We start from the raw sequence: 21,358 nt of genomic DNA, 5'->3' as shown, positions 1-21,358 counted from the left end.
ATCAGGCAGCTGCCCCCGCAGCGGCAGCCGTATGCGCAGGCCCCCGGGCCGAGGCCGCACAGCCCTTGCAGGCGGCCCCTGCCGCAGCAGGCGCCCGCCCCGCCCTCGCAGCCAACCCGGTCGTGGCGCAAGCCGACGCCGCTGGAAAGAAGTGAACGGCACAGCCACGCTCGGCCCCAAGGAGCGTCCCGCGGCGACCGCACTCTGCTCGCGCCGCACCGCCCAGGTGGCGAGGAGCGGGACGAGGGCGCCCACGCCGAACCCCATGAGGACGTCGTGCGGATAGTGCACGCCGGCGCGACGGCTGTGGCGGAGGCGAGGGCGGTGACCAGCGAAACCGCCAGCGCGGTGACCGCCGCCGGGGTTCCCGCGTGGCGGGCCTGCCACCACACGATGAGCATCAGCAGTGCGAAGGGAACCCGCTTGCCGGGGCGCTTGACATCCCCGCCCGGGTCTTCACTTTCTGGCAGATCACCGGCGGCCTGGTCTGGACCGTCGGCCTGGTGTTGACCGGGTACGCCCCTGGCTCCTCCATCCCCGATGTCGACCACTACCTGCTGAGATCGTCAGTCTCGCTCACAGGGCGCCCGGCCGGGTCGACAGCCTGATCACCGGCTAATCGGCATACGTCTCGGAGTCGCGCCCCTCCCCACTCGCGGAACCCTCGTGCTACGTGCCGAAGCGGTGTTCCACCCACCACAAGTGCTGCTGTGCGGCGACGCAGTGCTGTAGTGCACCACCAACGCGAGGTCCGGGGCTGCTCCCTCAGAAAGAGGAAAGCCCCGGCACTGAGTCTCCGTTCAGGGCCCACAGCGCGGCGGTGTACCAGAGGAGGGCCACACCGAGCACGAGCAGGGAGCCCATCGCCGGAAGGAGCCAGCCGGGCAGACGCCTGCTGCGCACGACGATCACCTTGGCCACGAACGCACCGTAGAGCGCGCACCCGGCGAAGGAATGGATCGCGACCCTCGGGGACGTCGTCTCGATCCCATAGGTCGCAAGGCAGTGATAGGCGATCGGCAGTGAGAAGAGGAAGGTGAGGTACCCGAGCACGCGGTGTCCCAAGCGCACCGATCGGGGTGCGGAGCGGGCGCCCGGCACGCGGCCGTACATCCACAGGGCGAGGCAGAGCTGGATGAGGGCGAGGCCGAACAGCGCGGTGCTGAGTCGGGCTTTGAGGCCGACCGCGGCGGTTCCGTGCTCACCGAAGAGCCCGTTGTCGTAGTTCGGTGTGTGGTGGGTTCCGAAGAGATAGATCCCGACCCCGACCACGACCGGTACGAGGACGGCTGCCAGGACGCCGGCCGCGACTCTCCTGCCGCTGCTTTCGCCGCGCTGCGAACCCGTGGCATTCAGCCGACTCAGCTCTCGACCTTATTGCCCTTGGCGTCAAGGACATACCACTCGGCGCCGAACTGGTTCAGGCCCTGACCGTTCGTCTGGCCAGGTTTCGTGTCGCTGGCATAGTAGTAGAGGGGGTGTCCGTTGTAGGTGACCTGTTCGTCACCATCGGAACGCTTGGTGACGTCGAGCAGCTTCTTGTCCACGCCGTTGCCGACCTTGGCAGCCCCCTTGGTGAGCAAGGGAGGCCACGCTTCGGCGCAAGCGCCCGTGCAGTTCGACTTGTTCTTCTTGTCGGCGAGGAAGAGATAGAGGGTGTTGCCCTTGTGGTCGACGAGGATGTTGCCGAGCGAGCCCGCGGACTTCGTGTCCACGGTGGCCGGCGTCGAAGGCGAGGCGCTGGATGAGGTGGGCCCGCGCCCCTCCCCCGAGGTGCTGTCGGAGCAGCCGGTCAGGACGGTGGCGAACAGGGCCGTGACGAAGGTGGCCGCTGTGGCGGTGCGTTTCATCGAGGTGCTCCGATGGGTGAGAGTGCGGCGGGGTTTCCTGTCTCTCCCCGCCTGTGCCCGTCCGCTCACAGCGTCACCGTCGAGACCACTCGCCCGGAGGCACTCGAACAGCCCGCACGCAGGGAAGGCGGACTTCGCGCCACCCAGCGATGCATGGAGGACTGAGGACCGCCCCACGATCGAGTCGCCGTTCGTGCCCGGCAGCAGCCAGCCACGACGAAGGGCCTGGCTGCTGCGGCACAGCCTGTTCGTCATCGCCACCGCCCCCGGTTTCGGTCGCCTGCGGAGCCACGGTCCCCTGAGTCGCGTGGTCCGTCCGGGCGTCGTACACAGAGAACATGGACGAGGAACGGGCATCGTGGCATCCGGGCGAGATCGTGCCGGAGAGTGGAATCTACGCGTGCGACTGCGGCGCGGGTCATCACTGGAGCACTGATGTGAAGGGCCACCGCTTCCCGCCCCTTCCGGCGGGCTGCCCAGGGGCCGCGTGGACACTCCGGACGGACGCGCACCCCGACTCCTGACAGCGAGTACCCGACCGCGACCCGTTCCAGGTGAAGGCGATGGGTACGTTGCGCGGGGTTCCGTCCTTGGCGACGTAAGTCAGGCGGGTCACGTCACGGGCCAGCAGCTCCTGGCTGATCGGGTGGTTTCAGAACCTCGATGATCTCGTTCGGCTGCATGGTTCAAATCCTCCTTCTCAGCGTAGTTGCTCGGCCAGTCCGACGATGATGCCCTCCGGGCCGCGGAGGTAGCAGAGCAGATAGCTGTCCTCGAACCGGGCGATCTCGCCGACGAGTTCGGCGTCGTGAGGGCGCAGGCGGGCAACGGTGTCCTCGATGTCGTCGACGGCGAACATGATGCGGTGCGTTCCCAGAATGTTGTGCGGCCGGTTGCGCGGCCCGGCGCTGATCACCGCGGGGCTGCGGTACTTCGCCAGCTCGAGCCGGCTGTGACCGTCCGGGGTCCGGACCATCGCGATGTCACAGTGGACGCCGTCGAGTCCGGTGCACTGGTCGGCGAAACGGCCCTCGACTTCCGCCCTGCCCTCCAGCTCCATACCGAGTTCCACGAAGAACGCGATGGCGGCATCCATGTCCTCGACGACGATGCCGACGTTGTCCATCCGCTGAATCGCCATGCTGGTTTCTCCTTCTTCTTCGTGCGGCCGGTGGTGGCCGCTGATGTCCCTGGGGCGGAGCCGGTGGCACGGTCTCGACATCCGCAGACCGCCGTACTCCGAAAATTCTGGCTCGCGCCTCAGATCCGCTACCGCAGACCCGCGAGCCAGGCGCCACCACCGGGGGTGAGTGCGGCGCAGGTGGCCGCTCCCATGGACGATCAGCCGCAGCGTGCCGTCCCCGCTTTTCAACGCTTCCTCGACGGGATCCAGCGGTCAGGAGCCTGCAGGGCAGTGCGAGCTCAGGTGTCGTCATGGTTGAGGCGCCGGCGATGCGTTCGGCGAGGGCGCGGCGTAGTCGGGGAGTCAGCCGCTCGGCGGTGAGGGATTCGTACAGCCACGGGCCGTCTGCGGCGAGGCGGGCGATGAACCGGTCGAGCGCGTCCGGGTCGTCGGCGTCGGTGGTGGTCCATGGTGGGGCCCACCGTTCCATGACCGCGTCCCAGGGGGCTGCGTGTTCGGGAGTTGTGGATCCCTCGAGCATGAAGAGAAGTTCGGCTCGTGTCGCGCTTTGGGTGGTGACGCGGGTGTAGGCGGTGAGCCGCTCTGTGGGGGGCGCTTCGTGGGCCGGTTTTCCGGCCGCTGCAGTTAGCTGTGCCTCCCATCGGTCCGCGAGGTGCTGGAGCTTTGCAGCAGGAGTCCGCTGATGATCGGGCCCAGTGCGCTGCTGACGATCGCCGGAGTGCCCCAGATGGCGATGGCCACATTGCGCTTGCGCTCGTCCTCGGACGTGATGCGGATCAATGCGAGCGTTGCGGGCATCATCACCGCCGCGCCGACGGCCAGGAACGCCCGTGCCGCAATCAAGGTCTCCGGGGCCGAGGGAAACGCGGCATCCAGCGAGGCGACACCGAAGACCGCCAAGCCGATCAGAAACGTCCTTCGGCGCCCCACCCTGTCACCCAGGGTGCCGCTGCCCAACAGCAGCCCGGCCATCACCACCGGATAGGCATTGATGATCGGTCGGTCCTGCTCCCGCCGGCGGTTGTCGCGCTGCTCCTGGGCCTCGAACCTCACCGGCAAGGCTGATCGCACGGAAGGCGGGTACTGACGCCGTCGCACCGGTGGAGGGGCGGGAGTACTGTAATCATATCGAGAGAATAGCCTCGGCTGATGTGCTGTGGCCGCTTTCGATCGAGGAGAGGGCCGGAAATGCCTATGAGACGTATGCCCGGCGCGAGGGCCTATGCCCAGCATTGACGAGTCTTCCCAGAGCCCGGTCGGAGCTATCGGGAGAATCACCGTAGGGATACCTCCCGACGGACCGGGCGAGGTTCTGGTAGCTATGCGCGGGGGCTCGGAGATCTATGCGGCGTGGTCGCGTACCAACGCCCCTCTCGCAAGTGGTGCAAGGGTCCTTGTCGTCGACTCCATTTCGGCGCGCTCGGTGATCGTCGAGGTGTTGCCGTCCTGAATGGTCTTGCAAGGGCCTTGGCAATGGTGGCGTCTCGATGCCCGACGGGAGTCTCTCATGTTGTTCTGGCAGGTCCCCGCGCCTAATGAGGCCATGCTCATATCCGGTACGAAACAGCATGCACAAGAAACACAGTTCCGTATCGTCACAGGTCACGGTAGTTTCGTACTGCCTGTGAAGCAGAAGGCCCGCATGCTGTCCCTGGCACTGCGGGAGGCGGAAATCGCGGAGGACTGCGTCACCCAGCAGGGCATCCGGCTCAGCGTACGCGCGGTCTGTGTGTTCAAAGTCGGTGATGACGCGATCTCGATCGCTAATGCAGCGCGCCGCTTCCTCTCCGAGCAAGAACGCATGGAGGAGCTTGTCGGCCGGATCTTCGCCGGACACCTCAGATCCATAGTCGGCGGACTGACCGTCGAACAAATCATCCGGGAACGCAACCGAGTGGCTCAGGAAGTGATGGCGGGCAGTCACAGCGAGATGGAGAAACTCGGAATTGTCGTCGACGCACTCCAGATTCAGGAGATCGAGGACGCCACCGGGTACATCAACAACCTCTCCGCTCCGCACGCAGCCGCAGTCGCCGGCCAGGCACGAATCGCCCAGGCCAAGGCCGACCAGGAGGCGACCGAACGCGAACAGCAGGCGGCCGCCCTCAAGGCGGAGTACGAGCGGGACACCGCAATCAAGCGGGCCGGGTTCCTCGCCGAGACCGAGCAGTCCAACGCCCGAGCTGCCCAGGCCGGGCCGCTTGCCCAGGCCAGCGCGTCCCACGAGGTAATCGAGGAACAGACGGCGCTTGCCCAGCGCCAGGCCGAACTGGCGGGCCGACGCCTCGAAGGAGAAGTCAGACGCCCGGCGGACGCTGAGGCATACCGACAGCGCACCCTGGCGGAAGCCGCCCGGGACAAGGCCAAGTTCGAAGCGGACGGCAACGCCTACACCGAGCGGACACTCGCGCAGGCCCAAGCCGACGCGAACACCGCCCGCGCACTCTCGCTACGCGACGGCAACCAGGAACTGATCGCCGCCAACCGGGTGGTGGAGAACCTGCCGACCCTCGCCGACGCGGCCGCCCGTGGCATATCGGGCGCCAGCCTCACCGTCCTCAACGGCACCGAGGGCGTCAATCAGATGGCCGCGGGCGTGGTGGGTCAGGGCATGGCCATACTTGACGCGCTCCAGAACACAAAGGACCCCGCCGTCAACGGAAAGAGGAGCCTGCGAGTACCCGGCCCGACTCCGTAGCGGCCGCCCGTGGCCGGACCCCACGGGCTGTGGGCAGGAGGCTTCCGAAAGGACATAAGCCCACGGCCCCGTCCCGCATTCCTGACCGCCTGGCCTGCACCGCGTCATTCGCACCATCGGACGGCCTGGGGGAGGAGGAAGGGCTGCGCTGGACCCGTGCCTTGTTGCCGGGCCGCCCAGGGTGATCCTGCCCTGCGAGCCGTCCGGTGTCGGGTAACCAGGAGTCGCAGCTCCTGCCGGTGGTGAGCCGCCTCGCGGGGCCGGATGCCGACCCCCTGGAGGTCCGGCTGGTCGCCGCTGCCGCGACCAATGCGATCCGGGTGGCGCTGGAAATGGGGGCGACGATGGACCCGGACTCCAGCGAGGTCGGGTCCCCGGTGGACCTCGTGGTGCAGTGCCTGCGCCAACTGGCGGGCGGGCACCAGGGCGCCTCCCGGGGGAACGGGGCGGCCTGCCTCGGCGACCCGCTGGAGGCTCTGCTGTGGCTCGCCCGTACCGCACGGGAGTCGGGCGACCCCCTGCGGGCCGGCCAGGCCCGTTGGTGGCGTCGTGTCTCGGTGCTCCTTCATGGTCTTCGGACTCGCGAGCCCGTCAGCCGTCAACCTGGCGGGCCTCATCGGCCGTCGCTTCCCCGATCCTGGCGCGGACCCGGGCGATGCCCGTATCCCTGCGACAGGGGGCTTCGGCGGCCGTCCTGTCATGCGGAAGGGAGGGGCAGAACCAGGTGTGTTCTGCGCCGTCCTGGTAGCCGCTCTGGCCGGATATCCTCTCGGAGGATCGCTGTCCCCTCAGCCAGACTCGTTGCCCCACGACACATACGCACCGTTGCTGCGGTGGCCCGTGCCCAGGAGGCCCCTGATGGTGTCAGACGCGAGCCCGGACGAAGACGGGGCAACAGCACCGCCCGGACGGCAACGGCCTCCCGGCGACCGCGTCGCTCTGCGCGGCGACATGCGGTCCGCCCTCCCCGACGCCGCTGCGGCCGTGGGGGTCACGACGCTCATGTTCGCGTTTCTGTACGCGCGCATGGCATCGGGTGATTCGGACACCGTTGCGGTCATGCCGTTCATGGACGATCCCGGTACCTACTGGATGTACCTGCTCAGCCAGGCGTTCGGATGGTCGGGCCTGCTGTGGGCCTGGGGCACGGTCATGATCGGTCTGCTGCTGTCGGGGTCACGGTCCACGCGGCTGTCTGTCTCCCGGCAGGTACTGGAGCGCTGGCACCGCACCACGAGCCTGACGACGATGGCGCTGATGTTCGCGCACGCGCTGATGTTCGCGGCGGAACTCGTGCGCTATGAGACGAAGGTGGCGTGGGCCGAGCGGTTGTGGGTGGGTTTCGCGGACACCTTCGTGCCGGGCTGGTACGACTCCGGAACCGGCCGAATCGCCATCCCGCTCGGACAGGGTGCCCTGTACCTGGCGATTCCGTTGGGGCTGCTGTTCTACGTTCGGCACCGCATCGGAGCCAACGCCTGGCGACGGCTGCACCGTTTCGTGATCGTCGTGTACGTGCTCAGCGTGTGGCACACGCTGCTCTACGGAACCAATGTCTGGTACGGGGAGTGGCCGCGCACCGTCCTGTGGCTGCTGCAACTACCGGTCGCACTACTGCTGTTACTGCGCCTGCTGAGACCGGCCCGGCGGGCCGAACGGCTGGGCCCGCCAGGCGGACGTGGGGGCGCGGCCCCGCTGGGGTGGTGGGTGCGGGCGGCAGGGCGGGCAGCCGCCGGAGCCGTCGTCGTCGGGCTCGTCGTCGTCATGGTGTCCGGCCGTGACGGCGGACGGGACCGTCCGACCCATCCGCCCGCGACGGCCCCGCACGCCCAGGAGACGGAATGACGGCCTGAACCGGGCAGGCCGGCGACCCACGAAACGACTGGAGCGCCACGACGTGCCGACCCCGCCCGCACGGACCCCGCGTCAGAGGGCCTTCCTGGAAAGCAGCGGCCACGCACTCATCCAGCCACACCATCCAGCCGTCCCTCCCCATGCCCCCGCGCCCCGGGCGTCGTCACCGTCCGGGTGGTCGGCGAACAAGCATGCTTTTGCAGTCCCTCAAAGCCTCGCTGCCCGCGCCTGGGCCACCGCGTCGGCGCTACCCCCGTGCCTTCCGCGTGGAGAGGAGGCGGGGGACAGGCGCTAAGCTGCAAGCGCCTCGTGGGGGAAGTCCGGTCGAATTCCGGCGCTGACCCGCAACGGTAGGCGGAGTCCTGCACAGGGTTCCGTAAGCCCGATTACCCGCGGTGGTGAAGCTCCTGTCGATCGCCGTGGACTGCGAGAGGTGCTGCGCACCGGGCCCACCGCCTGGGCCCGCTCCTTCGATCACGCAGGTGCACGGCCCGAGGCGAAAGTGATCCGCTTGTGGCCACGCTCCGCGACCGCATACCCGCCGTATCGCACCGCGGTGCGAGTGGTGGGCCCCCACCACCCCGACGCGTTTCGTTGCCCCTGCTCGTGACCGGACTGTGCGTCGCGCTGCCCGTCTCCCTCGCCTGCGGGGCGGGCATCGGGGCGTCGGGGCTCTCGTGGACCGAGGCGCTGCACTATCTCTGGGCGGGGCTGACCGGTGGGTCCATAGCTCCGGACGAGGTCTCTTCCTACATCATCGTGTGGGAACTCCGCTTCCCGCGCGCGGTGCTGGCCGCGGTCGTCGGCGCCGGTCTGGCCGCCGTGGGTGTCGCTGTCCAGGCCATGGTCCGCAACGCGCTCGCGGACCCTTTCGTCCTCGGCATCTCCTCCGGTGCGGCCGTCGGGGCCAACGCCGTGCTCATTTTCGGTGCCTTCGGCGCACTCGGTGTCTGGGCCTTGTCCACGGCGGCGTTCCTTTCCGCGCTCGTGGCCATGATGCTGGTGTACGCGATCGCCCGGACCCCGCGAGGGCTGACACCGCTCAGGCTCGTGCTCACCGGGACTGCGCTGTACTACGGCTTCTCCGCCGTGACCACGTTCATGGTGTTCGCCGCCGAGCGCGGCGAAGCGGCCCGGTCCGCGATGATGTGGCTGCTCGGCAGTCTGGGCGGTGCGAGCTGGTCCTCCGTACCGATTGCCGCGGGCGCGGTCCTGGGCGGCCTCGTCCACCTGGGCTGGTCGGCCCGGCGTCTGAACGCCCTCGCGATGGGGGATGAGACCGCCGCCGCGCTGGGGGTGGACCCCGGACGGCTGCGTAAGCAACTCTTCCTCACCGCCGCCGCCGTCACCGGGGCGGTGGTCGCGGTCAGCGGGGCGATCGGCTTCGTGGGTCTGATGGTTCCGCACGCCGCCCGGATGCTGGTCGGGGCGGACCACCGCCGGCTGCTGGTCGTCGCGCCCCTGGCCGGCGCAGTGCTGCTGATCTGGGTCGACATCCTGTCGCGCGTAGTTCTCGCCCCCGCCGAGCTGCCGCTGGGTGTACTGACGGCTGCGATCGGCGTGCCCTGCTTCATCCTGCTCATGCGCCGCCGTACCTACACCTTCGGAGGCGTGTGATGCAGGTCGACATCGACAAGCTCACAGTGGAGATCTCCGGCGCCCGGGTGGTGGAGGACGTCTCGCTACGGGCGGGCAGTGGCCAGGTCGTGGGGCTCGTCGGGCCCAACGGCAGCGGTAAGTCGACCCTGTTGCGATGCGTCTACCGGGCGCTGCGCCCCACGGCCGGTGCGGTACGTCTCGGCGGCGACGACCTGCTGGCCATGAGCACGCGCGAAAGCGCGCGCCGGCTCGCCGCCCTTCCGCAGGAAGCGGTCGCGGAGTTCGACTTCACGGTGGCCGAGGTGGTGGCCATGGGCAGACTGCCGCACCAGGGGGCAGTGGCTCGGGAGACCGACGAGGACCGGCGCACGTGTGCCGCCGCACTGGAAGGAGTCGGCGCCGGCCATCTGGCCGACCGAGGCTTCCTCACGCTCTCCGGCGGTGAGAAGCAACGGGTCCTGATCGCCCGCGCGCTCGCCCAGCAGCCGCAGGTCCTGGTGCTGGACGAGCCGACCAACCACCTGGACGTAGCCCAGCAGCTGGAGGTCCTGTTCCTGGTACGGGCCAGCGGACTGACCGTGCTGACCGCGCTGCACGACCTCAACCTCGCCGCGCTCCACTGCGACCTCGTCCACGTCATCGACGACGGGCGGATCGTCGCTTCCGGCGCTCCGCACGACGTTCTCACCCCCGTCTTGCTGGCTGACGTCTTCGGCGTCCGGGCGCACCGCGTCCCCCACCCGGAGACAGGAGCGGTCCAACTGCTCTTCGACCGTCTCCCCGCCCAGTAGTTCCCATCCCCGGTTCACCCTCGAAGGAGTCACCACCACATGGCCGACCTCGCACGCCCTGCCGCCGTCGCACTCGCTCTGGCCTTCGCCGTCACCGGCTGCGGTGCGGACGTCCCGTCGGAGGAGGGGAAGGGAGACGGCGCCCGAACGTCCGACAGCCACTATCCGGTCACGGTCGAGAACTGCGGCGAGAAGAAGACGTTCGACAGGGTCCCGCGGCGCGTGGTCACCAACGACGTCGGCATCACCGAAATCATGTTCGTCCTCGGCCTCGAGGACCACATGGCCGGATACGTCATGCCCGACGACAAGGGCGACCTCACGACCGTGCCCTGGAAGGACAGCTACCAGAAGACCAAGTGGCTATCGAAGGAGCACATCAACAAGGAACTGGTGCTGGACGCCCGTGCCGACCTGGTCTTCGCGGGCTGGAACTACGGTTTCAACGAGGGTGAGGGCTTCACGCCCGCCGCGCTGCAACGCGTAGGCATCGACTCGTACCTGCTCAGCGAGTCGTGCCGCAACGGACAGGGCAAGGCCCGCGGTGTGATGGCGCCCCTCGACGCGCTGTACACGGACCTGCGGAACCTTGGGCAGGTGTTCGACGTCGAGGACAAGGCCGCAACCCTCATCACCTCGTTCCGCGAGCAAGTGGCCGAAGCACAGGCGAAAGCGCTGAAGGGCGCCGACCGGCCCCGGGTGTTCCTCTACGACAGCGGCGAGGACAAGCCGTTCACGTCCGGCGCCTTCGCCGGTCCCCACGACATCATCACCAAGGCCGGCGGCGACCACATCATGAAGGACCTCAAGGACAGCTGGACCACCGTGGGCTGGGAGACGGTCGTCGCCCGCGACCCCGAGGTCATCGTGATCAACGACTACGGCGACGCCACCGCGGAACAGAAGCGGAAGTTCCTCACGTCTTACGAGCCGCTCGCGAACGTCTCCGCCATCAAGAACGACCGGATCGTCATTCTCGACTACGTCGACCTCGTCGAGAGCCCGCGCAATCCCGCAGCCATCAGCTCCCTCACGGCGGCCCTCAGGAGGCTCCGCTCCTGAACCACGGCCATCTCCATCAACTCTTCGACCGGGCAGGTGAGGAAGCGCGCGGTCGAGGACTCGGCGGCTGCCTCGTCGGCAGCCCGGCCGGTACGGACAGGCAGGCCCCGTGTCAGCCGGGCCGGGCTGACGTCTCGCTGATGCGACCCGCTGTCGTATCTCCGCTGCACCTTCCACCCCACGTCGGCCTCCGGACCGGCAAGGAGGGCAGCAACGCGTCCACCGAAGCCAGGGACGAGCAGACGACGCCGGTGACCCGCCCGTGCCCAGGACACTCAGTGACCCAGCGGATCCCCAGGCCGCAGCTGTCACGACTTCTTCGGCCCCGCGGGAACCGACCGCCTCTCTCGCCCGACTGCTCCGGGGAGGCGGGGAGGCGGGGAGGCGGGGAGGTGTCATGGAAGGGGTGGATCTCCGGATCTCCGGCGTGGTGTGCCGGCACGGCGAGGCCGAGGCCGTGAGCGAGGTCGATCTCGACATCGTGCGTGGGCAGCGAGTGGCGCTCACCGCTCCGGTGGTGTCGCGCAGGGCCGACGCCGGGTGTGGGCGAAGCGCGCTGGTCGTCATCACCTCGGCGCCCAGCCCGCCCACGGTCCCACGGCAAAGTCGGCACCCGACGAGTTTTTTTCCGTGCCCGGTGATCCGCCACCGGGTACGCACTCTCCCGCCCGTCGCGCACGCCGCATCTGTACCACCGTCGCCACCACGCACGGCCACGAGGTGTGGAGGGCGCGCACCCCCGGCGCCCGCAGGCTGCTGCGCCGCATCGGCACGGAGGTCGATGCCCTGACCTGGCTGGCGCGAGCACCCGCCGGCCGATCGAAGCGGCCTCCCAGGACCCGCACCGCGCGTCTGGTCCCCCGGCGTGGACACCACGGCCTTCCGCCCCTCCACGGCGGCAAACTTGGTGTGCGGGGCCGACGGAACCGGGTAACGTCTTGGTCATGTTCTTCCAGACGCCGATTTACGAGTGAGAGCGTGATGGGCCCCTGCTGACGTCCCTGGACGTCCACGCGCCCGTCCCCCGCCGATGAATCCGTAGATCACTTCACATCATTTCGGGAGAACCCGTGACCGTGAGCAAGAACATCAACAACCCCGTGGGCATGGGCGGCGGCCAGCGCAAGAAGCTGTCCCGCGCCGAACGGCAGAACAACGGTCCGCACCGCAACCTCGACCGCCAGGGTGCTGCCGACCAGAAGGCGGAGCTGGTGCGCAAGATGCGCGAGAAGACAGGCACAGCCGAGGACGCCGGGCAGACGGGCGACGACACCGCGCAGAGCTGACGCACCGCCGCCGCAGGGCGGCACCGCACGGAGCGCGGGGCCCGGATCGCGACGCGCGATCCGGGCCCCGCTGCAAGGCTCGACATGGCGCCGAAAGGCCGGTACTGCCCCGCTGCGGTGACTGCGGGCGTGAGCGTCCAATGACCGGCCTGGTCGAGGGCGCGTGCCGTTTCCTGCTGGACGCCTCCTGCCGCCGTCGGTGAGCTGGGGTCAGGCGCTGCGGGTACCGAGTCGGGAGAGGGCGGCGGCACTTGAGCTGCCCGGTTCCGCCGTGTACATCACCAGCCGTAGGTCTGTGCCGGGCAGCAGCAGGGTTTGGCAATCCAGGTCGAGGTCGTCCAGTCGGGGGTGGCGCATGTGCTTGCGCAGCGTCGGTACCGGTCGTACGTCGTGGTTGCGCCAGCCTGCGGCGAAGTCCGGGCTGTGCGCGGCGAACTCGTCGACGGGCTCGCCGCGTACGAGACACCGGAGGACCACCGTGCCACGCACCCCGAAGAGACGTTCCGTCGGCTGCTGGAGCTACTTCTGACCAAGGACATGGACGCCGTCGCCGACCTGTGGGCGGAGCACGGCACCGCCGAGTTCCCGTTCGCTGCCAGTTCCTCGCCGCAGAGGCTGGCCGGACGGGAAGAGGTCCGCGACTACCTGGCCGGCTACCCGGAACTGATGGACGTGCGAGCCATCCCCGCGGTCACCGTGCATCACACGGAACGGCCGCACACCATCGTGGTGGAGTTCACCTTGCACGGGCGCACGGTGCGCACCGGCGAGTCCTGCCGGCTGGACTACGCCACGGTGATCACCGTCCGGGACGGTCTGATCACCCACTACCGGGACTACTGGAACCCCCTGGCCGCGGCTTCGGCGGCCGGGACACCGCCCGAGCTGCTCGACTCGCTGCGCTCACGGACCGCCCGGTGACCGGCGTACTGGTGACCGGCGGCACCGGGAAGACGGGAAGTGTTCTGGCAGAACTGCTACGCGGCAACGGCATGCAGGTCCGAGTGGCCAGCCGCAACTCCTTGGACGGTGATCCTGACGCAGTTCGCTTCGACTGGGCTGATCCGGCCACCCACGCAACCGCGCTGAGCGGGATGGACCGGGTCTATCTGGTGCCACCGACGAACACCACGGATCCGATGCCGCTGGTCAAGCCGTTCCTGGCCGAGGCGGGACGGCTAGGCGTTCGGAACGGGTGGGTCGTGCTACGCGCGTCCGGGTTCATGCAGAATCTCCTGGGCCCGCACCCCCTGGGTGAGCGGATCCGGCGGCACCGCGAGATCCACACCGCCGCCGGTGCTGGTCGGCTGGGCTGGATCGACGCGCGAGATATCGCGGCCGCCGCTCGCGCCCTGTTGATCGACCCCGGCGTCCAGCCCGGCGACCAGCGCGACTACCTGTCGCCTCCGTGGGGGACGGCATCAAAGCCGGCCGGGAAGATCTGGTCAGCACTGAGCCTCCGCCAACTTGAAGCAGCAGGTCAAAGCGCTGGTGTGGTTGGGGTGTGTCCGTTTCCTTGCGGCAGACCCGGTAGACGTACTGCCTGCCCGTGCCTGCGGCGCCCTCAGCTCACCGAGCCAGCATGAAAGCATGGCCCTGAACTTGCCGTCCCAGCCGTTGCCTTGCATGTCACGAAGCCCGCGAGCGCTTCTTTCTGCACGCTCAACGGTCATGCCGTGGGTACGCGTACGGGGGTGAAGACCGGCTGTGACTCAACGGTTCGCGAAGACGAGGGGGCGGGTGGTGGCTGGCGTGTCTGTCTTGCATACGGTGCCGTCGGCGGGGTGGGTGCCGTGGATGAGGGCGGCGTCAACTGCGCTGTTGACGCACGTATTGGTGCCGTAGGAGCCGTGTCCGACTCCTTCGCGCGTGAGCAGGACGGCGGAGTCCAGGGTTCGGGTCATGTTCTCGGCCCAGTGGTGGGGGGTGACGGGGTCCAGCCGGCCTGCGACCACCAGTACCGGCGGCGTACCGGCGCCTGTGAGCGGCTTCGTGACGCGGTCCTTGTTCGGCGCGGGCCACCGAGCGCAGTTCAGGGCGGAGTAGGCGGCCCGGGTCCCGATCCGCTTGGCCTCGGTGACGGCCTTGGTGGCTGCGGCCTTGTGCGCGGCGATGCCGGCCGGGGTATGCCAGTCGGCGCAGCGTACCGCGGTGTGGGCTTCGAACATCGCGGTGGGGACAGGGAAGGGGGATACCGTGACGCTGCTCCACAGGGTGTGCAGGGGTGCGCCGTTGCCATCTTGCGCGGCCAGCAGCGCCGAGGTCAGCAACGGCCAGGTGTTCTGGTCGCCGGCCAGGGCCCGGGTGGCCTCGAGGGCCATGGCGCCGTCGAGGCCACCGCCCGGGGTGACGCCCTTGGCGGGTGCGATCTTCAGCGGCTTCGCTTCCAGCGTGTCGATCAGTGTGTCGAACGCCGCCTGCGGGTCTCCCGCTCCGAACGGGCACACTGCGGTCCCTTCGGTGCGGCAGGTCTTGAACCAGGCGTTGAGCGTCCGTTCGCTTGCCACGGCGACGTCGTTGAGGAAGGTGAGGGAGTTGCCGAACCACAGGTTGGTGTCGACGGGGGCGTCGAGCACCATCTGGCGGACGCGGTGAGGGAACAGGGTGGCGTACATCGGGCCGACCACGGTGCCGTAGGACAGGCCGTAGTACGTGATCTTGTCCTCGCCGAGCGCGGAGCGGACCTGGTCGATGTCGCGGGCCACGTTGTCGGTGGACAGGCTGGCCAGGAACTCTCTGCTCTGGTGTTTGACGCAGCCGTCGGTGAACGCGGCGGCATCGGTCAGCAGCCGCGGCAGGGGTTTGCCTCCGGGGACGGCCGGGTTGAAGGCGGTGCCGGCGGCGTCGGCTCGCTGCTTGTCGGTCAGGCAGCGAACGGCCTGTGATCCGCCGATGCCGCGCGGGTCGATCGCGATGATGTCGAATCTGGCGAGCACCGTAGGCGAGAAGGCGCCAGGAGTGCCGGCTGTTTGGGGCAGATTACGCAGTGTTTCGGTGGCGGGAACCCCGGGCCCGCCCGGGTTGAAGATCAGGCTGCCGATGCGGTGGTCGGGATCAGTGGCCCGGTGCCGCATGACCGCGAGCGGGACCTGTGCGCCGTCAGGCTCGGTGTATTCCTGCGGCACCTTGATCGTGGCGCATTCGAGTTTCTCCCCGCACGTGCTCCAGGTGAGCGGGTCCGGGGACGGGACGGCGGCCGACGCGTCCACTGCGGACGCGCTGCGCGGCCCCGAGGTGCCGGACGAACACCCGGTCAGGACCATGAGGGCTGCGGCGAGCGCCACCCCGTACCGGGCGGCGGGCCTTGACCTCGACTGGATCATGTTGATCTTCCTTCCTCCGTACTCGTGTCATTCCATGTGACCGGGCCGTGCCGGTCGCGCAAGAAGCCAGCCGGAGAGGGCTGACGTGGTCGTGCCTTCCGCGCTTCGAGGGGTCAGTGACCGGCCGCGTCGAGCAGAGAGGAGTACCGCAGGCGGGCCGCGCGCTCCATGCTCGCCAGAACGGCCCCGCAGCCCAGTGCGAGGTTCAGCCAGATCGGCAGGTGTACCGGCGACTCGAACGTTCCGACCCGCTGCGCGACGGGAGGAATGTGAGAGACCGGTTCAGCGAGCTGCAGCAGGTTCAGGCCCACACCGATGACAAGCAGCGACGCCGATCCGATGCCGATCGCCCGGCTCAGTCCCGGATGGCGGGCGCCGAAACGCGCCCGCCGTCCTTCCGCCGAGGCCGGGTCGGGCGTGAGCTGACGCGGCTGTCCGCCCAAGGGGCGGTAGTGGCAGCGTTTGATGCCGTAGGTGCTCATCGCCACCTCGATGACACCCCCGTCGACGGGGAAGACCGCGGGCAATTTCGACTCGGCCACGTGTCTGCCGTCCAGGAACAGATGCGCCCGGATCCTGCTCTTGTCCAACCGCGCCCAGTGGCGTACGTCGACGGCGTGCAGGCGGGCGTGCCCGCCGGCACCGGGAAGCCGCAGCCAGAACAGGGAGCGCAGAGGGAGCTGCCACCAGCGGAACCGCTGCAGTTCCCTGCCGTCTCCTGGCTTGAGGCGCTTCGATGCCGCCCACTGCTTCCACGCCATGCTCCGCCCCCCTTCGTACATCAGTCGCCACATCACTAGTACGGCGTGTTAGAGGGAGACTAGCACGCTGTACTAGTACGGCGTGCTAGTACAGTAAGGGGCTAGGGAGAAGTGAAGGAGAGCGGAGCATGGAAACACGCGAGAAGATCCTCCAGGCCGCTGCGGAGATGATCGCCGAGGACATCGCGGCGAAGCTGAGCGTGCGCGCGGTCGCCGCGCGTGCGGGAGTGAGCACCGGCTCGCTGAGGTTCCACTTCCCCACCCAGCGCGCCCTGCAGGACAGCTTGCTCGCGCGGATCTACGAACACCTGCTGCCCGGCGACCCGATCCGGGACCGGACACTGCCGCCCCGCGAACGGCTGCTGAACTGCCTGCGGCAGGTTCTCGCACCGCTCGGCATCAACGAGGACGCGCGAACCGCATGGGGCACGATCTATCGGACCTTCATCGAACCCGAGCCGACCGAACCGGTGCGCGCCGCATACCTCGCCCATGAGCGGGAGGCGGAGCGCCGGGTTGAACACTGGCTGACCGTGCTCGCCGAGGAAGGCGCCCTGCCCCCGGGAGACCACACCCGCAAGGTCAGGTTCCTTCTCACCGTCCTCAACGGACTCTCGGTCGAACGCGCCCTGCCCACCCGGGAATCCGTTTTCATCGCCGAGACCGAGACCCTCAACGCCGCCGTCGACCATGTCCTCTCCACCGGCCCCCCACCATCCGCCGGGCCGACTGGGTCGTGAACCCAACCACCCACCCCTCTGCACCGGTTCCACCCGACGGTTAGGGGCGCGAGAGCACAGCGAATCAGCGAGTCCACGGCACACGCCTGCACCAGCGCGGTCATCCACCTGCTCGCCCAGCGCGCGCAGGGTCTGCTGGAGGTCCTGCGCGAGGCCGACCCCGACTTCATCCTGATGGACGGCACCTTCGCCAAGTGCGACCGGGTCGGCGGCTCACGCGCGGACTACTCCCACAGGCACCGCCGGCACGGACGTGCGGGTGGTACCCGATCCGGACGGCCGACTGCTGTGGCTCTCACCCGCGCTGCCGGGTCGGTCCCACGACCTGACCGCCGCCCGCACCCACCGCATCATCCGCATCTGCGAGCGCCAGGGCGTCCCCATCCTGGCCGATCTCGCCTACTAGGGCGGCGGCCTCTGGCTGAGCACAGGCATCAAGCGCAGGCCCCTGCAGGAACTCACCCCCACCGAGAAGACCGCCAACCGAGCCCTGGCCAAGGCACGGGCACCGGCCGAACGCGGCGTCGCCCACTTGAAGTCCTGGCGGATCTTCGGCAGATCCCGATGCAGCCCCGACCGCATGACGTCAATCGCCAAAGCCGTCCTCACCACGGAGCGGCAACGTTGAAGAAGCTCACTGATCAGCGATTCACCTCGATGCTCGTCAGAACGAGCAGGGCGCGCAGAAGCTGGGTGGCCCGAGCAGGATCGGTGCGGAGCTTGGTGAGGGTCCGCCAGTTCTTGAGGTGGGCGAAGCCGTGTTCGACAGCTGCCCGTCCGACGCCGAGGACACGGTTGGCGGTCTTCTGACCGGAAGTGAGCTTGTGGGTGCGGGTGGAGGTGTAGCCGGTGACGACCACAGGGTCGCGGAGGTCGTTGTCCAGGCCGCGGAAGCCAGGTCCGCCAGCGCCCCGAGACCGGCGGCGCGCAGGTGGGCCAGGATGTGGCCGTGGCAGGCGGCGGTGTTGTCGTGGGTGCGGCCGGGCCGGGCGGCGGATATCCAGAGCAGGCGGCCGTTCTCGTCGGTCAGGGCGAGGAAGTGCAGGCCGTGAGGGTGGTGTTTGCCGGAGTAGTTTTGGCGGTCGGCTTTTCCGGTGCGGCGCTGGGTGGCGATGAGGGTACCGTCGATCAGGACGACCTCCCCGCCCTGTCTGGCGACCTTCTTCAGGGCGCGGTCCAGGCGCGGCGCCTGCGCGGTGAGGAGGGTGATCAGCTCGTCGCGCCGCTCACGAACCCCTCTGCTGACCGAACTGGAGACCCCGGCCTCCACCACCGAACTCGCCCACCGCACCGGACTCTCCCCGGCCGGGGTGTCCCAACACCTCACCGCGCTACGCAACGCGGGCCTGGTCAGCGCCCACCGTGCGGGCCGTTCCGTCCTCTACGCCCGGACCGCTGCCGCGGAAGCCCTCCTCGAAGCCGCCTTCACTTGAAGGCCCAGACGGTCGAGAGGTCAACGAGGTCAACCCCGAAAGCTTTACGGAGCCGACCACTCAGCCTGAGGGCCTTTGCCGTTCAGTTTCCGGAGCCGACGATGGCGGTGACGCGTATCTCCACGCGCATGGCGGCGAGGCCGAGGACCGTTACGCCGGTCTCGGTCCAGATCGGTGCGCGGCCGTTGAGGCGACGGCGGAACTGTTCGGCCATGACCGTGTTGTGGTCGTCGCCGATGGCGTCATCTCCCGGTGCGACCTTGTGGTAGGAGTTGACGTGGATGACGTCCTTCCACGTCGCGCCGACCGTGGCGAGCGTGCGCTCCACGTTGTCGAAAGCCTGGATGATCTCGTCTTCCAGCGAGTCGGGGATGACCAGGTCGTCATCCACCCCGGCCTGGCCGGAGGTCTCGACCCGGTCGCCGACGCGGACGGCCCCGCTGTAGCCGAGGGCCTCGTGCAGCCTCTCGCCGAAGCCGGGAGTGATGCCGAAGGTGACGGTGCTCATGATGCTTCCTCTTCCTGTCCATGCGGTCGCGTTTCCTCCTAGATGAGTTCACGCGTAAAGTGAGACTAGCAGTAATGACTTCAAGCGAAAAGTGATGACGGACTTCGCCGGAGGGGCGGGAAGATGCATGAGCAGCACAGGAGGGCCAATGAACGGCACGGGTGAACACGAGGACGATGAGGAGCTGCGATGGCTCGACGAGCAGGAGAAGGCGGCGTGGACGGGGCTGATCTCCCTCGTCCTGCTGCTGCCCGGCAAACTGGAGTCGCCCCTGCGGCAGGAACACGGCCTCACCATGTTCGAGTACCTCGTGCTGAGTCACCTTTCCGAGGCCCCGCAGCGCAAGCTGCGGATGGGCGAGCTCGCCTTCCTCGCCAGCGGGTCGCTCTCCCGCCTGTCCAACGTCATCAAGCGCTGTGAGCAGCGCGGCTGGGTCGTACGAACACCCGACCCGGCCGACGGCCGTTACACCCTCGCCGAACTCACCGACGCCGGCTTCGACATCGTGCGCCTGGCAGCGCCCACACACCTGCGCGCCGTACGCCGCATCGTCCTCGACTCGCTCAACACGACCGACCAGAGGGCCCTCGCCCGCATCGCACAAAAACTTCGCATCGTCCCCGACGACTTCGGCTGACAGCCGTCCCACCCGACGACCCGAGACGAACTCATGCAGGGCGGACCACCAGGCTTCCGCATCGGGGTTCGGCTGGAGGCTCGCAGGCTTCCGACCGCGAAGACATCTCCGGGACCCGGCGCACCGCTTCCACGCTCTTCGCCGCCAGTGCCCGGAGAGCAGCCGCCGTGTGGCCTGCCGACCCGCGACGGGCCGGAGGGCGCGCGCCCCACATGCGAGAACGTCCCGCACCCGTAATGCTGAGGGAGACCGAGCACTGTGCGGCGGGGCCGAGTCCTGCGCTCGATGAGAGAGAGGCGTCCGATGGCCGGAAAAGGCAAGGGCACGAACAAGAAGCTGTCCCGTGGTGACGACGTCACCTGGAAGAGCCACGGGCAGGAGGTGGAAGGCACCGTCACCCGAAAGGTCGCCAAACGGACCGAGGCCGCCGGCCGGACCGTGGACGCGTCCAAGGACGAGCCGCAGTATGAGGTGGAGAGCGACAAGACGGGCGGGACTGCGGTCCACAAGCCCGAGTCGCTGCGCAAGAAGGACAGCGGCTCGTGAGTGGCGGGCAGGACGAAGAGCGGCAGGAGACCCTCGGCCGCTTCGGTGACGCCGTCAATATGACCGCCGGCGAGCTGGAGAAGTGGCTCGAAACGGATCAGTCGCAGGAGGTGGGGCAGAAGAAGGGCAGCGGGGAATCGACCGGCCATGCTTCCGGCCGCCGGATCGTGGGGCTGCTGCGCACCAAGAAGGGCGACCTGAGTGACGACGACCTTGCGCATATGCGCAAGGTCGTCGGCTACGTGCACAGGCACAAGGAGCAGCGCCCCGAGGGGGATGCCACCGATACCCCGTGGCGCTACTCGCTGATGAACTGGGGTTGCGATCCCGAGAAATAGATCGCCTTCCCGCTGTTGAGGGCGCGGTCGACCTGTTGCGCGCCCTGGTAGGGCGCGACTGGCGGGTCGTGCTCACCACGTCGGCGAGCCGCCAGGACGACAGCGCGGCTCCTCGACGGTCTGCGCGACCTGGTAGCCCACGCCGACGAGCTGCCACCTGCCCCGCAGATCCGCATCCCGGACCCCTGCGACCTCCGTCTTCAGCAGGGGACGCTTCCGCGCGACGCCTTCTTCGGCGATGTCGGACAGGTGCCAGCGGACGAAGCGGTCGGCCGGGTCTGCGCCGAGATGCTGACGCCCTACCCTCCAGGGATCCCCGCCGCCCTCCCCGGCGAGCTGCTCGACCAGGCCGCAGTGGATTACCTACGGACCGGCGCAGACGGGGGATGTTCATTCCCGACGCCGCCGACAGCGCGGTCGGCACGATTCGCGTGTCCGTGCACGACGATGTGGCGGCCATCGGCGGCTTCTTCTCCCTGCGCGTCGGCGGCGGCTACGAGGGCCGGCGTCCTGTCGACTTCTTCCACAGCCGTGGCACGTCTCGACGGATGCCCCGCCGTCAGCAAGGGCGGGGGCCGTTCAGGTGATGGTCCAGTTCGAGGCGGCGGTGCCCCCTGTACCGGCCGCCAGCCGTTCGTAAGGGAGAGGTTCGGCGGTCAGGGGATCGATGCAGGCACAGCTCGGGGTGGGCCTCCGTTCGCCGAACGGAGGCCCACCCCGAGCTGTGCCTGTCGTGATCCCGGTCATCGTTAGGGCAGACCTCTGAACACCAGTGAAAGTCTTAGGTA

At 68.6% G+C, this 21,358-nt stretch carries 22 protein-coding genes and 8 pseudogenes; 19 read left to right on the top strand and 11 right to left on the bottom strand.

The features are described 5' to 3' along the window. Positions 1-416 precede the first annotated feature (416 nt). Positions 417-560: pseudogene (locus tag ACWD04_RS30375) on the top strand (DedA family protein); the annotation flags it as partial. A gap of 205 nt (positions 561-765) precedes the next feature. Here the strand turns inward: ACWD04_RS30375 and ACWD04_RS30370 are convergent. Both ACWD04_RS30370 and ACWD04_RS30365 read right to left on the bottom strand, forming a co-directional pair. Further along, entirely contained in the window at positions 766-1,296 is a 531-nt protein-coding gene (locus tag ACWD04_RS30370) for a DUF6529 family protein (protein WP_451136975.1), read from the bottom strand. Between the two features lie 65 nt (positions 1,297-1,361). Continuing rightward, positions 1,362-1,850, bottom strand: coding sequence for a COG4315 family predicted lipoprotein (locus ACWD04_RS30365; RefSeq protein ID WP_451136949.1), 489 nt, complete (start codon positions 1,848-1,850; stop codon positions 1,362-1,364). 338 nt (positions 1,851-2,188) lie between these two features. On the opposite strand from ACWD04_RS30365, the gene ACWD04_RS30360 reads away from it, so the two are divergent. Then, a complete protein-coding gene (locus ACWD04_RS30360) occupies positions 2,189-2,374 on the top strand; it encodes a hypothetical protein (protein ID WP_451136948.1) in 186 nt (61 codons plus the stop codon). A gap of 176 nt (positions 2,375-2,550) precedes the next feature. Here the strand turns inward: ACWD04_RS30360 and ACWD04_RS30355 are convergent, their stop codons facing one another. The 3 genes and pseudogenes from ACWD04_RS30355 to ACWD04_RS30345 all read right to left on the bottom strand — a co-directional run. Then, complete coding sequence (locus ACWD04_RS30355) at positions 2,551-2,991, bottom strand: VOC family protein (protein WP_451136947.1); 441 nt, start codon at positions 2,989-2,991, stop codon at positions 2,551-2,553. A 307-nt stretch (positions 2,992-3,298) separates the two neighbouring features. Next, positions 3,299-3,652: pseudogene (locus ACWD04_RS30350) on the bottom strand (TetR/AcrR family transcriptional regulator); the annotation flags it as partial. 2 nt (positions 3,653-3,654) lie between these two features. Then, a pseudogene (locus ACWD04_RS30345) lies at positions 3,655-3,990 on the bottom strand (MFS transporter); the annotation flags it as partial. A 454-nt stretch (positions 3,991-4,444) separates the two neighbouring features. On the opposite strand from ACWD04_RS30345, the gene ACWD04_RS30340 reads away from it, so the two are divergent. The 7 genes and pseudogenes from ACWD04_RS30340 (at position 4,445) to ACWD04_RS30310 (ending at position 12,284) form a co-directional block, all read left to right on the top strand. After that, positions 4,445-5,692 (top strand): SPFH domain-containing protein, encoded by a 1,248-nt coding sequence (locus tag ACWD04_RS30340; RefSeq protein ID WP_451136946.1) that lies wholly within the window; start codon positions 4,445-4,447, stop codon positions 5,690-5,692. Between the two features lie 431 nt (positions 5,693-6,123). Beyond that, positions 6,124-6,225: pseudogene (locus tag ACWD04_RS30335) on the top strand (2-keto-4-pentenoate hydratase); the annotation flags it as partial. A 325-nt stretch (positions 6,226-6,550) separates the two neighbouring features. Beyond that, positions 6,551-7,537, top strand: a complete 987-nt coding sequence (locus ACWD04_RS30330) for a ferric reductase-like transmembrane domain-containing protein (RefSeq protein ID WP_451136945.1) — start codon at positions 6,551-6,553, stop codon at positions 7,535-7,537. A gap of 522 nt (positions 7,538-8,059) precedes the next feature. After that, positions 8,060-9,163: a FecCD family ABC transporter permease gene (locus tag ACWD04_RS30325; RefSeq protein ID WP_451136944.1), complete on the top strand. Its 1,104-nt coding sequence runs from the start codon at positions 8,060-8,062 to the stop codon at positions 9,161-9,163. Beyond that, positions 9,163-9,936, top strand: coding sequence for an ABC transporter ATP-binding protein (locus ACWD04_RS30320; protein ID WP_451136943.1), 774 nt, complete (start codon positions 9,163-9,165; stop codon positions 9,934-9,936). Before ACWD04_RS30325 ends, ACWD04_RS30320 begins: the two co-directional genes overlap by 1 nt. 39 nt (positions 9,937-9,975) lie before the next feature. Continuing rightward, complete coding sequence (locus ACWD04_RS30315; RefSeq protein WP_451136942.1) at positions 9,976-10,998, top strand: ABC transporter substrate-binding protein; 1,023 nt, start codon at positions 9,976-9,978, stop codon at positions 10,996-10,998. Positions 10,999-12,068: 1,070 nt separating this feature from the next. Then, the gene (locus ACWD04_RS30310; protein WP_451136941.1) at positions 12,069-12,284 is read left to right on the top strand and encodes a DUF6243 family protein; all 216 of its coding nucleotides are present in this window, start codon (positions 12,069-12,071) and stop codon (positions 12,282-12,284) included. A 210-nt stretch (positions 12,285-12,494) separates the two neighbouring features. Here ACWD04_RS30310 and ACWD04_RS30305 read toward each other — a convergent pair whose 3' ends face one another. Continuing rightward, positions 12,495-12,761, bottom strand: coding sequence for an MmyB family transcriptional regulator (locus tag ACWD04_RS30305; protein WP_451136940.1), 267 nt, complete (start codon positions 12,759-12,761; stop codon positions 12,495-12,497). A gap of 33 nt (positions 12,762-12,794) precedes the next feature. Between ACWD04_RS30305 and ACWD04_RS30300 the strand changes: the two genes are divergently transcribed. Then, positions 12,795-13,205 (top strand): nuclear transport factor 2 family protein, encoded by a 411-nt coding sequence (locus ACWD04_RS30300; RefSeq protein ID WP_451136974.1) that lies wholly within the window; start codon positions 12,795-12,797, stop codon positions 13,203-13,205. Beyond that, a complete protein-coding gene (locus ACWD04_RS30295; RefSeq protein WP_451136939.1) occupies positions 13,202-13,870 on the top strand; it encodes an SDR family oxidoreductase in 669 nt (222 codons plus the stop codon). Before ACWD04_RS30300 ends, ACWD04_RS30295 begins: the two co-directional genes overlap by 4 nt. A 126-nt stretch (positions 13,871-13,996) precedes the next feature. Here ACWD04_RS30295 and ACWD04_RS30290 read toward each other — a convergent pair whose 3' ends face one another. Further along, on the bottom strand, positions 13,997-15,607 hold the full coding sequence (locus tag ACWD04_RS30290; RefSeq protein WP_451136938.1) for an alpha/beta hydrolase: 1,611 nt from the start codon (positions 15,605-15,607) through the stop codon (positions 13,997-13,999). A 113-nt stretch (positions 15,608-15,720) separates the two neighbouring features. Next, positions 15,721-16,368, bottom strand: coding sequence for a hypothetical protein (locus tag ACWD04_RS30285; RefSeq protein WP_451136937.1), 648 nt, complete (start codon positions 16,366-16,368; stop codon positions 15,721-15,723). A gap of 128 nt (positions 16,369-16,496) precedes the next feature. Here ACWD04_RS30285 and ACWD04_RS30280 point away from each other — a divergent pair, with 128 nt between their 5' ends. Both ACWD04_RS30280 and ACWD04_RS30275 read left to right on the top strand, forming a co-directional pair. Then, the gene (locus ACWD04_RS30280; protein ID WP_451136936.1) at positions 16,497-17,108 is read left to right on the top strand and encodes a TetR/AcrR family transcriptional regulator; all 612 of its coding nucleotides are present in this window, start codon (positions 16,497-16,499) and stop codon (positions 17,106-17,108) included. Positions 17,109-17,171: 63 nt separating this feature from the next. Continuing rightward, positions 17,172-17,736: pseudogene (locus ACWD04_RS30275) on the top strand (transposase family protein); the annotation flags it as partial. 13 nt (positions 17,737-17,749) lie between these two features. Here the strand turns inward: ACWD04_RS30275 and ACWD04_RS30270 are convergent. Together ACWD04_RS30270 and ACWD04_RS30265 are read right to left on the bottom strand one after the other, a co-directional pair. Next, positions 17,750-17,968: a transposase family protein gene (locus tag ACWD04_RS30270; RefSeq protein WP_451136935.1), complete on the bottom strand. Its 219-nt coding sequence runs from the start codon at positions 17,966-17,968 to the stop codon at positions 17,750-17,752. A 95-nt stretch (positions 17,969-18,063) separates the two neighbouring features. Continuing rightward, positions 18,064-18,378: pseudogene (locus ACWD04_RS30265) on the bottom strand (transposase family protein); the annotation flags it as partial. Between ACWD04_RS30265 and ACWD04_RS30260 the strand changes: the two are divergent. After that, positions 18,332-18,541, top strand: a pseudogene (locus tag ACWD04_RS30260) (ArsR/SmtB family transcription factor); the annotation flags it as partial. The pseudogenes ACWD04_RS30265 and ACWD04_RS30260 overlap by 47 nt on opposite strands. Before the next feature lie 82 nt (positions 18,542-18,623). Here ACWD04_RS30260 and ACWD04_RS30255 read toward each other — a convergent pair. Further along, the gene (locus ACWD04_RS30255) at positions 18,624-19,049 is read right to left on the bottom strand and encodes a Rid family hydrolase (RefSeq protein WP_451136934.1); all 426 of its coding nucleotides are present in this window, start codon (positions 19,047-19,049) and stop codon (positions 18,624-18,626) included. Positions 19,050-19,176: 127 nt separating this feature from the next. Here ACWD04_RS30255 and ACWD04_RS30250 point away from each other — a divergent pair, with 127 nt between their 5' ends. The 5 genes and pseudogenes from ACWD04_RS30250 (at position 19,177) to ACWD04_RS30230 (ending at position 21,157) form a co-directional block, all read left to right on the top strand. Next, positions 19,177-19,686, top strand: a complete 510-nt coding sequence (locus ACWD04_RS30250; RefSeq protein WP_451136933.1) for a MarR family winged helix-turn-helix transcriptional regulator — start codon at positions 19,177-19,179, stop codon at positions 19,684-19,686. Between the two features lie 303 nt (positions 19,687-19,989). After that, positions 19,990-20,232 carry a DUF2945 domain-containing protein gene (locus ACWD04_RS30245; RefSeq protein WP_451136932.1) on the top strand — a complete coding sequence of 81 codons (243 nt, stop codon included), beginning with the start codon at positions 19,990-19,992 and terminating at the stop codon, positions 20,230-20,232. Next, positions 20,229-20,570: a DUF3140 domain-containing protein gene (locus tag ACWD04_RS30240; RefSeq protein WP_451136931.1), complete on the top strand. Its 342-nt coding sequence runs from the start codon at positions 20,229-20,231 to the stop codon at positions 20,568-20,570. Before ACWD04_RS30245 ends, ACWD04_RS30240 begins: the two co-directional genes overlap by 4 nt. Before the next feature lie 288 nt (positions 20,571-20,858). After that, a pseudogene (locus ACWD04_RS30235) lies at positions 20,859-20,909 on the top strand (hypothetical protein); the annotation flags it as partial. A 47-nt stretch (positions 20,910-20,956) separates the two neighbouring features. After that, on the top strand, positions 20,957-21,157 hold the full coding sequence (locus ACWD04_RS30230) for a hypothetical protein (protein WP_451136978.1): 201 nt from the start codon (positions 20,957-20,959) through the stop codon (positions 21,155-21,157). Positions 21,158-21,358: the final 201 nt, after the last annotated feature.

The sequence above is a fragment of the Streptomyces sp. NPDC002911 genome (assembly GCF_053591835.1).
This window is presented reverse-complemented; position numbering and strand designations above follow the sequence as displayed.

Coding starts and splice junctions, on each gene's coding strand:
- ACWD04_RS30245 (WP_451136932.1), top strand. CDS start 19,990: ATGGCCGGAAAAGGCAAGGGCACGAACAAGAAGCTGTCCCGTGGTGAC.
- ACWD04_RS30320 (WP_451136943.1), top strand. CDS start 9,163: ATGCAGGTCGACATCGACAAGCTCACAGTGGAGATCTCCGGCGCCCGG.
- ACWD04_RS30355 (WP_451136947.1), bottom strand. CDS start 2,991: ATGGCGATTCAGCGGATGGACAACGTCGGCATCGTCGTCGAGGACATG.
- ACWD04_RS30255 (WP_451136934.1), bottom strand. CDS start 19,049: ATGAGCACCGTCACCTTCGGCATCACTCCCGGCTTCGGCGAGAGGCTG.
- ACWD04_RS30285 (WP_451136937.1), bottom strand. CDS start 16,368: ATGGCGTGGAAGCAGTGGGCGGCATCGAAGCGCCTCAAGCCAGGAGAC.
- ACWD04_RS30330 (WP_451136945.1), top strand. CDS start 6,551: ATGGTGTCAGACGCGAGCCCGGACGAAGACGGGGCAACAGCACCGCCC.
- ACWD04_RS30365 (WP_451136949.1), bottom strand. CDS start 1,850: ATGAAACGCACCGCCACAGCGGCCACCTTCGTCACGGCCCTGTTCGCC.
- ACWD04_RS30360 (WP_451136948.1), top strand. CDS start 2,189: ATGGACGAGGAACGGGCATCGTGGCATCCGGGCGAGATCGTGCCGGAG.
- ACWD04_RS30340 (WP_451136946.1), top strand. CDS start 4,445: ATGGTCTTGCAAGGGCCTTGGCAATGGTGGCGTCTCGATGCCCGACGG.
- ACWD04_RS30280 (WP_451136936.1), top strand. CDS start 16,497: ATGGAAACACGCGAGAAGATCCTCCAGGCCGCTGCGGAGATGATCGCC.
- ACWD04_RS30315 (WP_451136942.1), top strand. CDS start 9,976: ATGGCCGACCTCGCACGCCCTGCCGCCGTCGCACTCGCTCTGGCCTTC.
- ACWD04_RS30250 (WP_451136933.1), top strand. CDS start 19,177: ATGAGCAGCACAGGAGGGCCAATGAACGGCACGGGTGAACACGAGGAC.
- ACWD04_RS30230 (WP_451136978.1), top strand. CDS start 20,957: ATGTTCATTCCCGACGCCGCCGACAGCGCGGTCGGCACGATTCGCGTG.
- ACWD04_RS30290 (WP_451136938.1), bottom strand. CDS start 15,607: ATGATCCAGTCGAGGTCAAGGCCCGCCGCCCGGTACGGGGTGGCGCTC.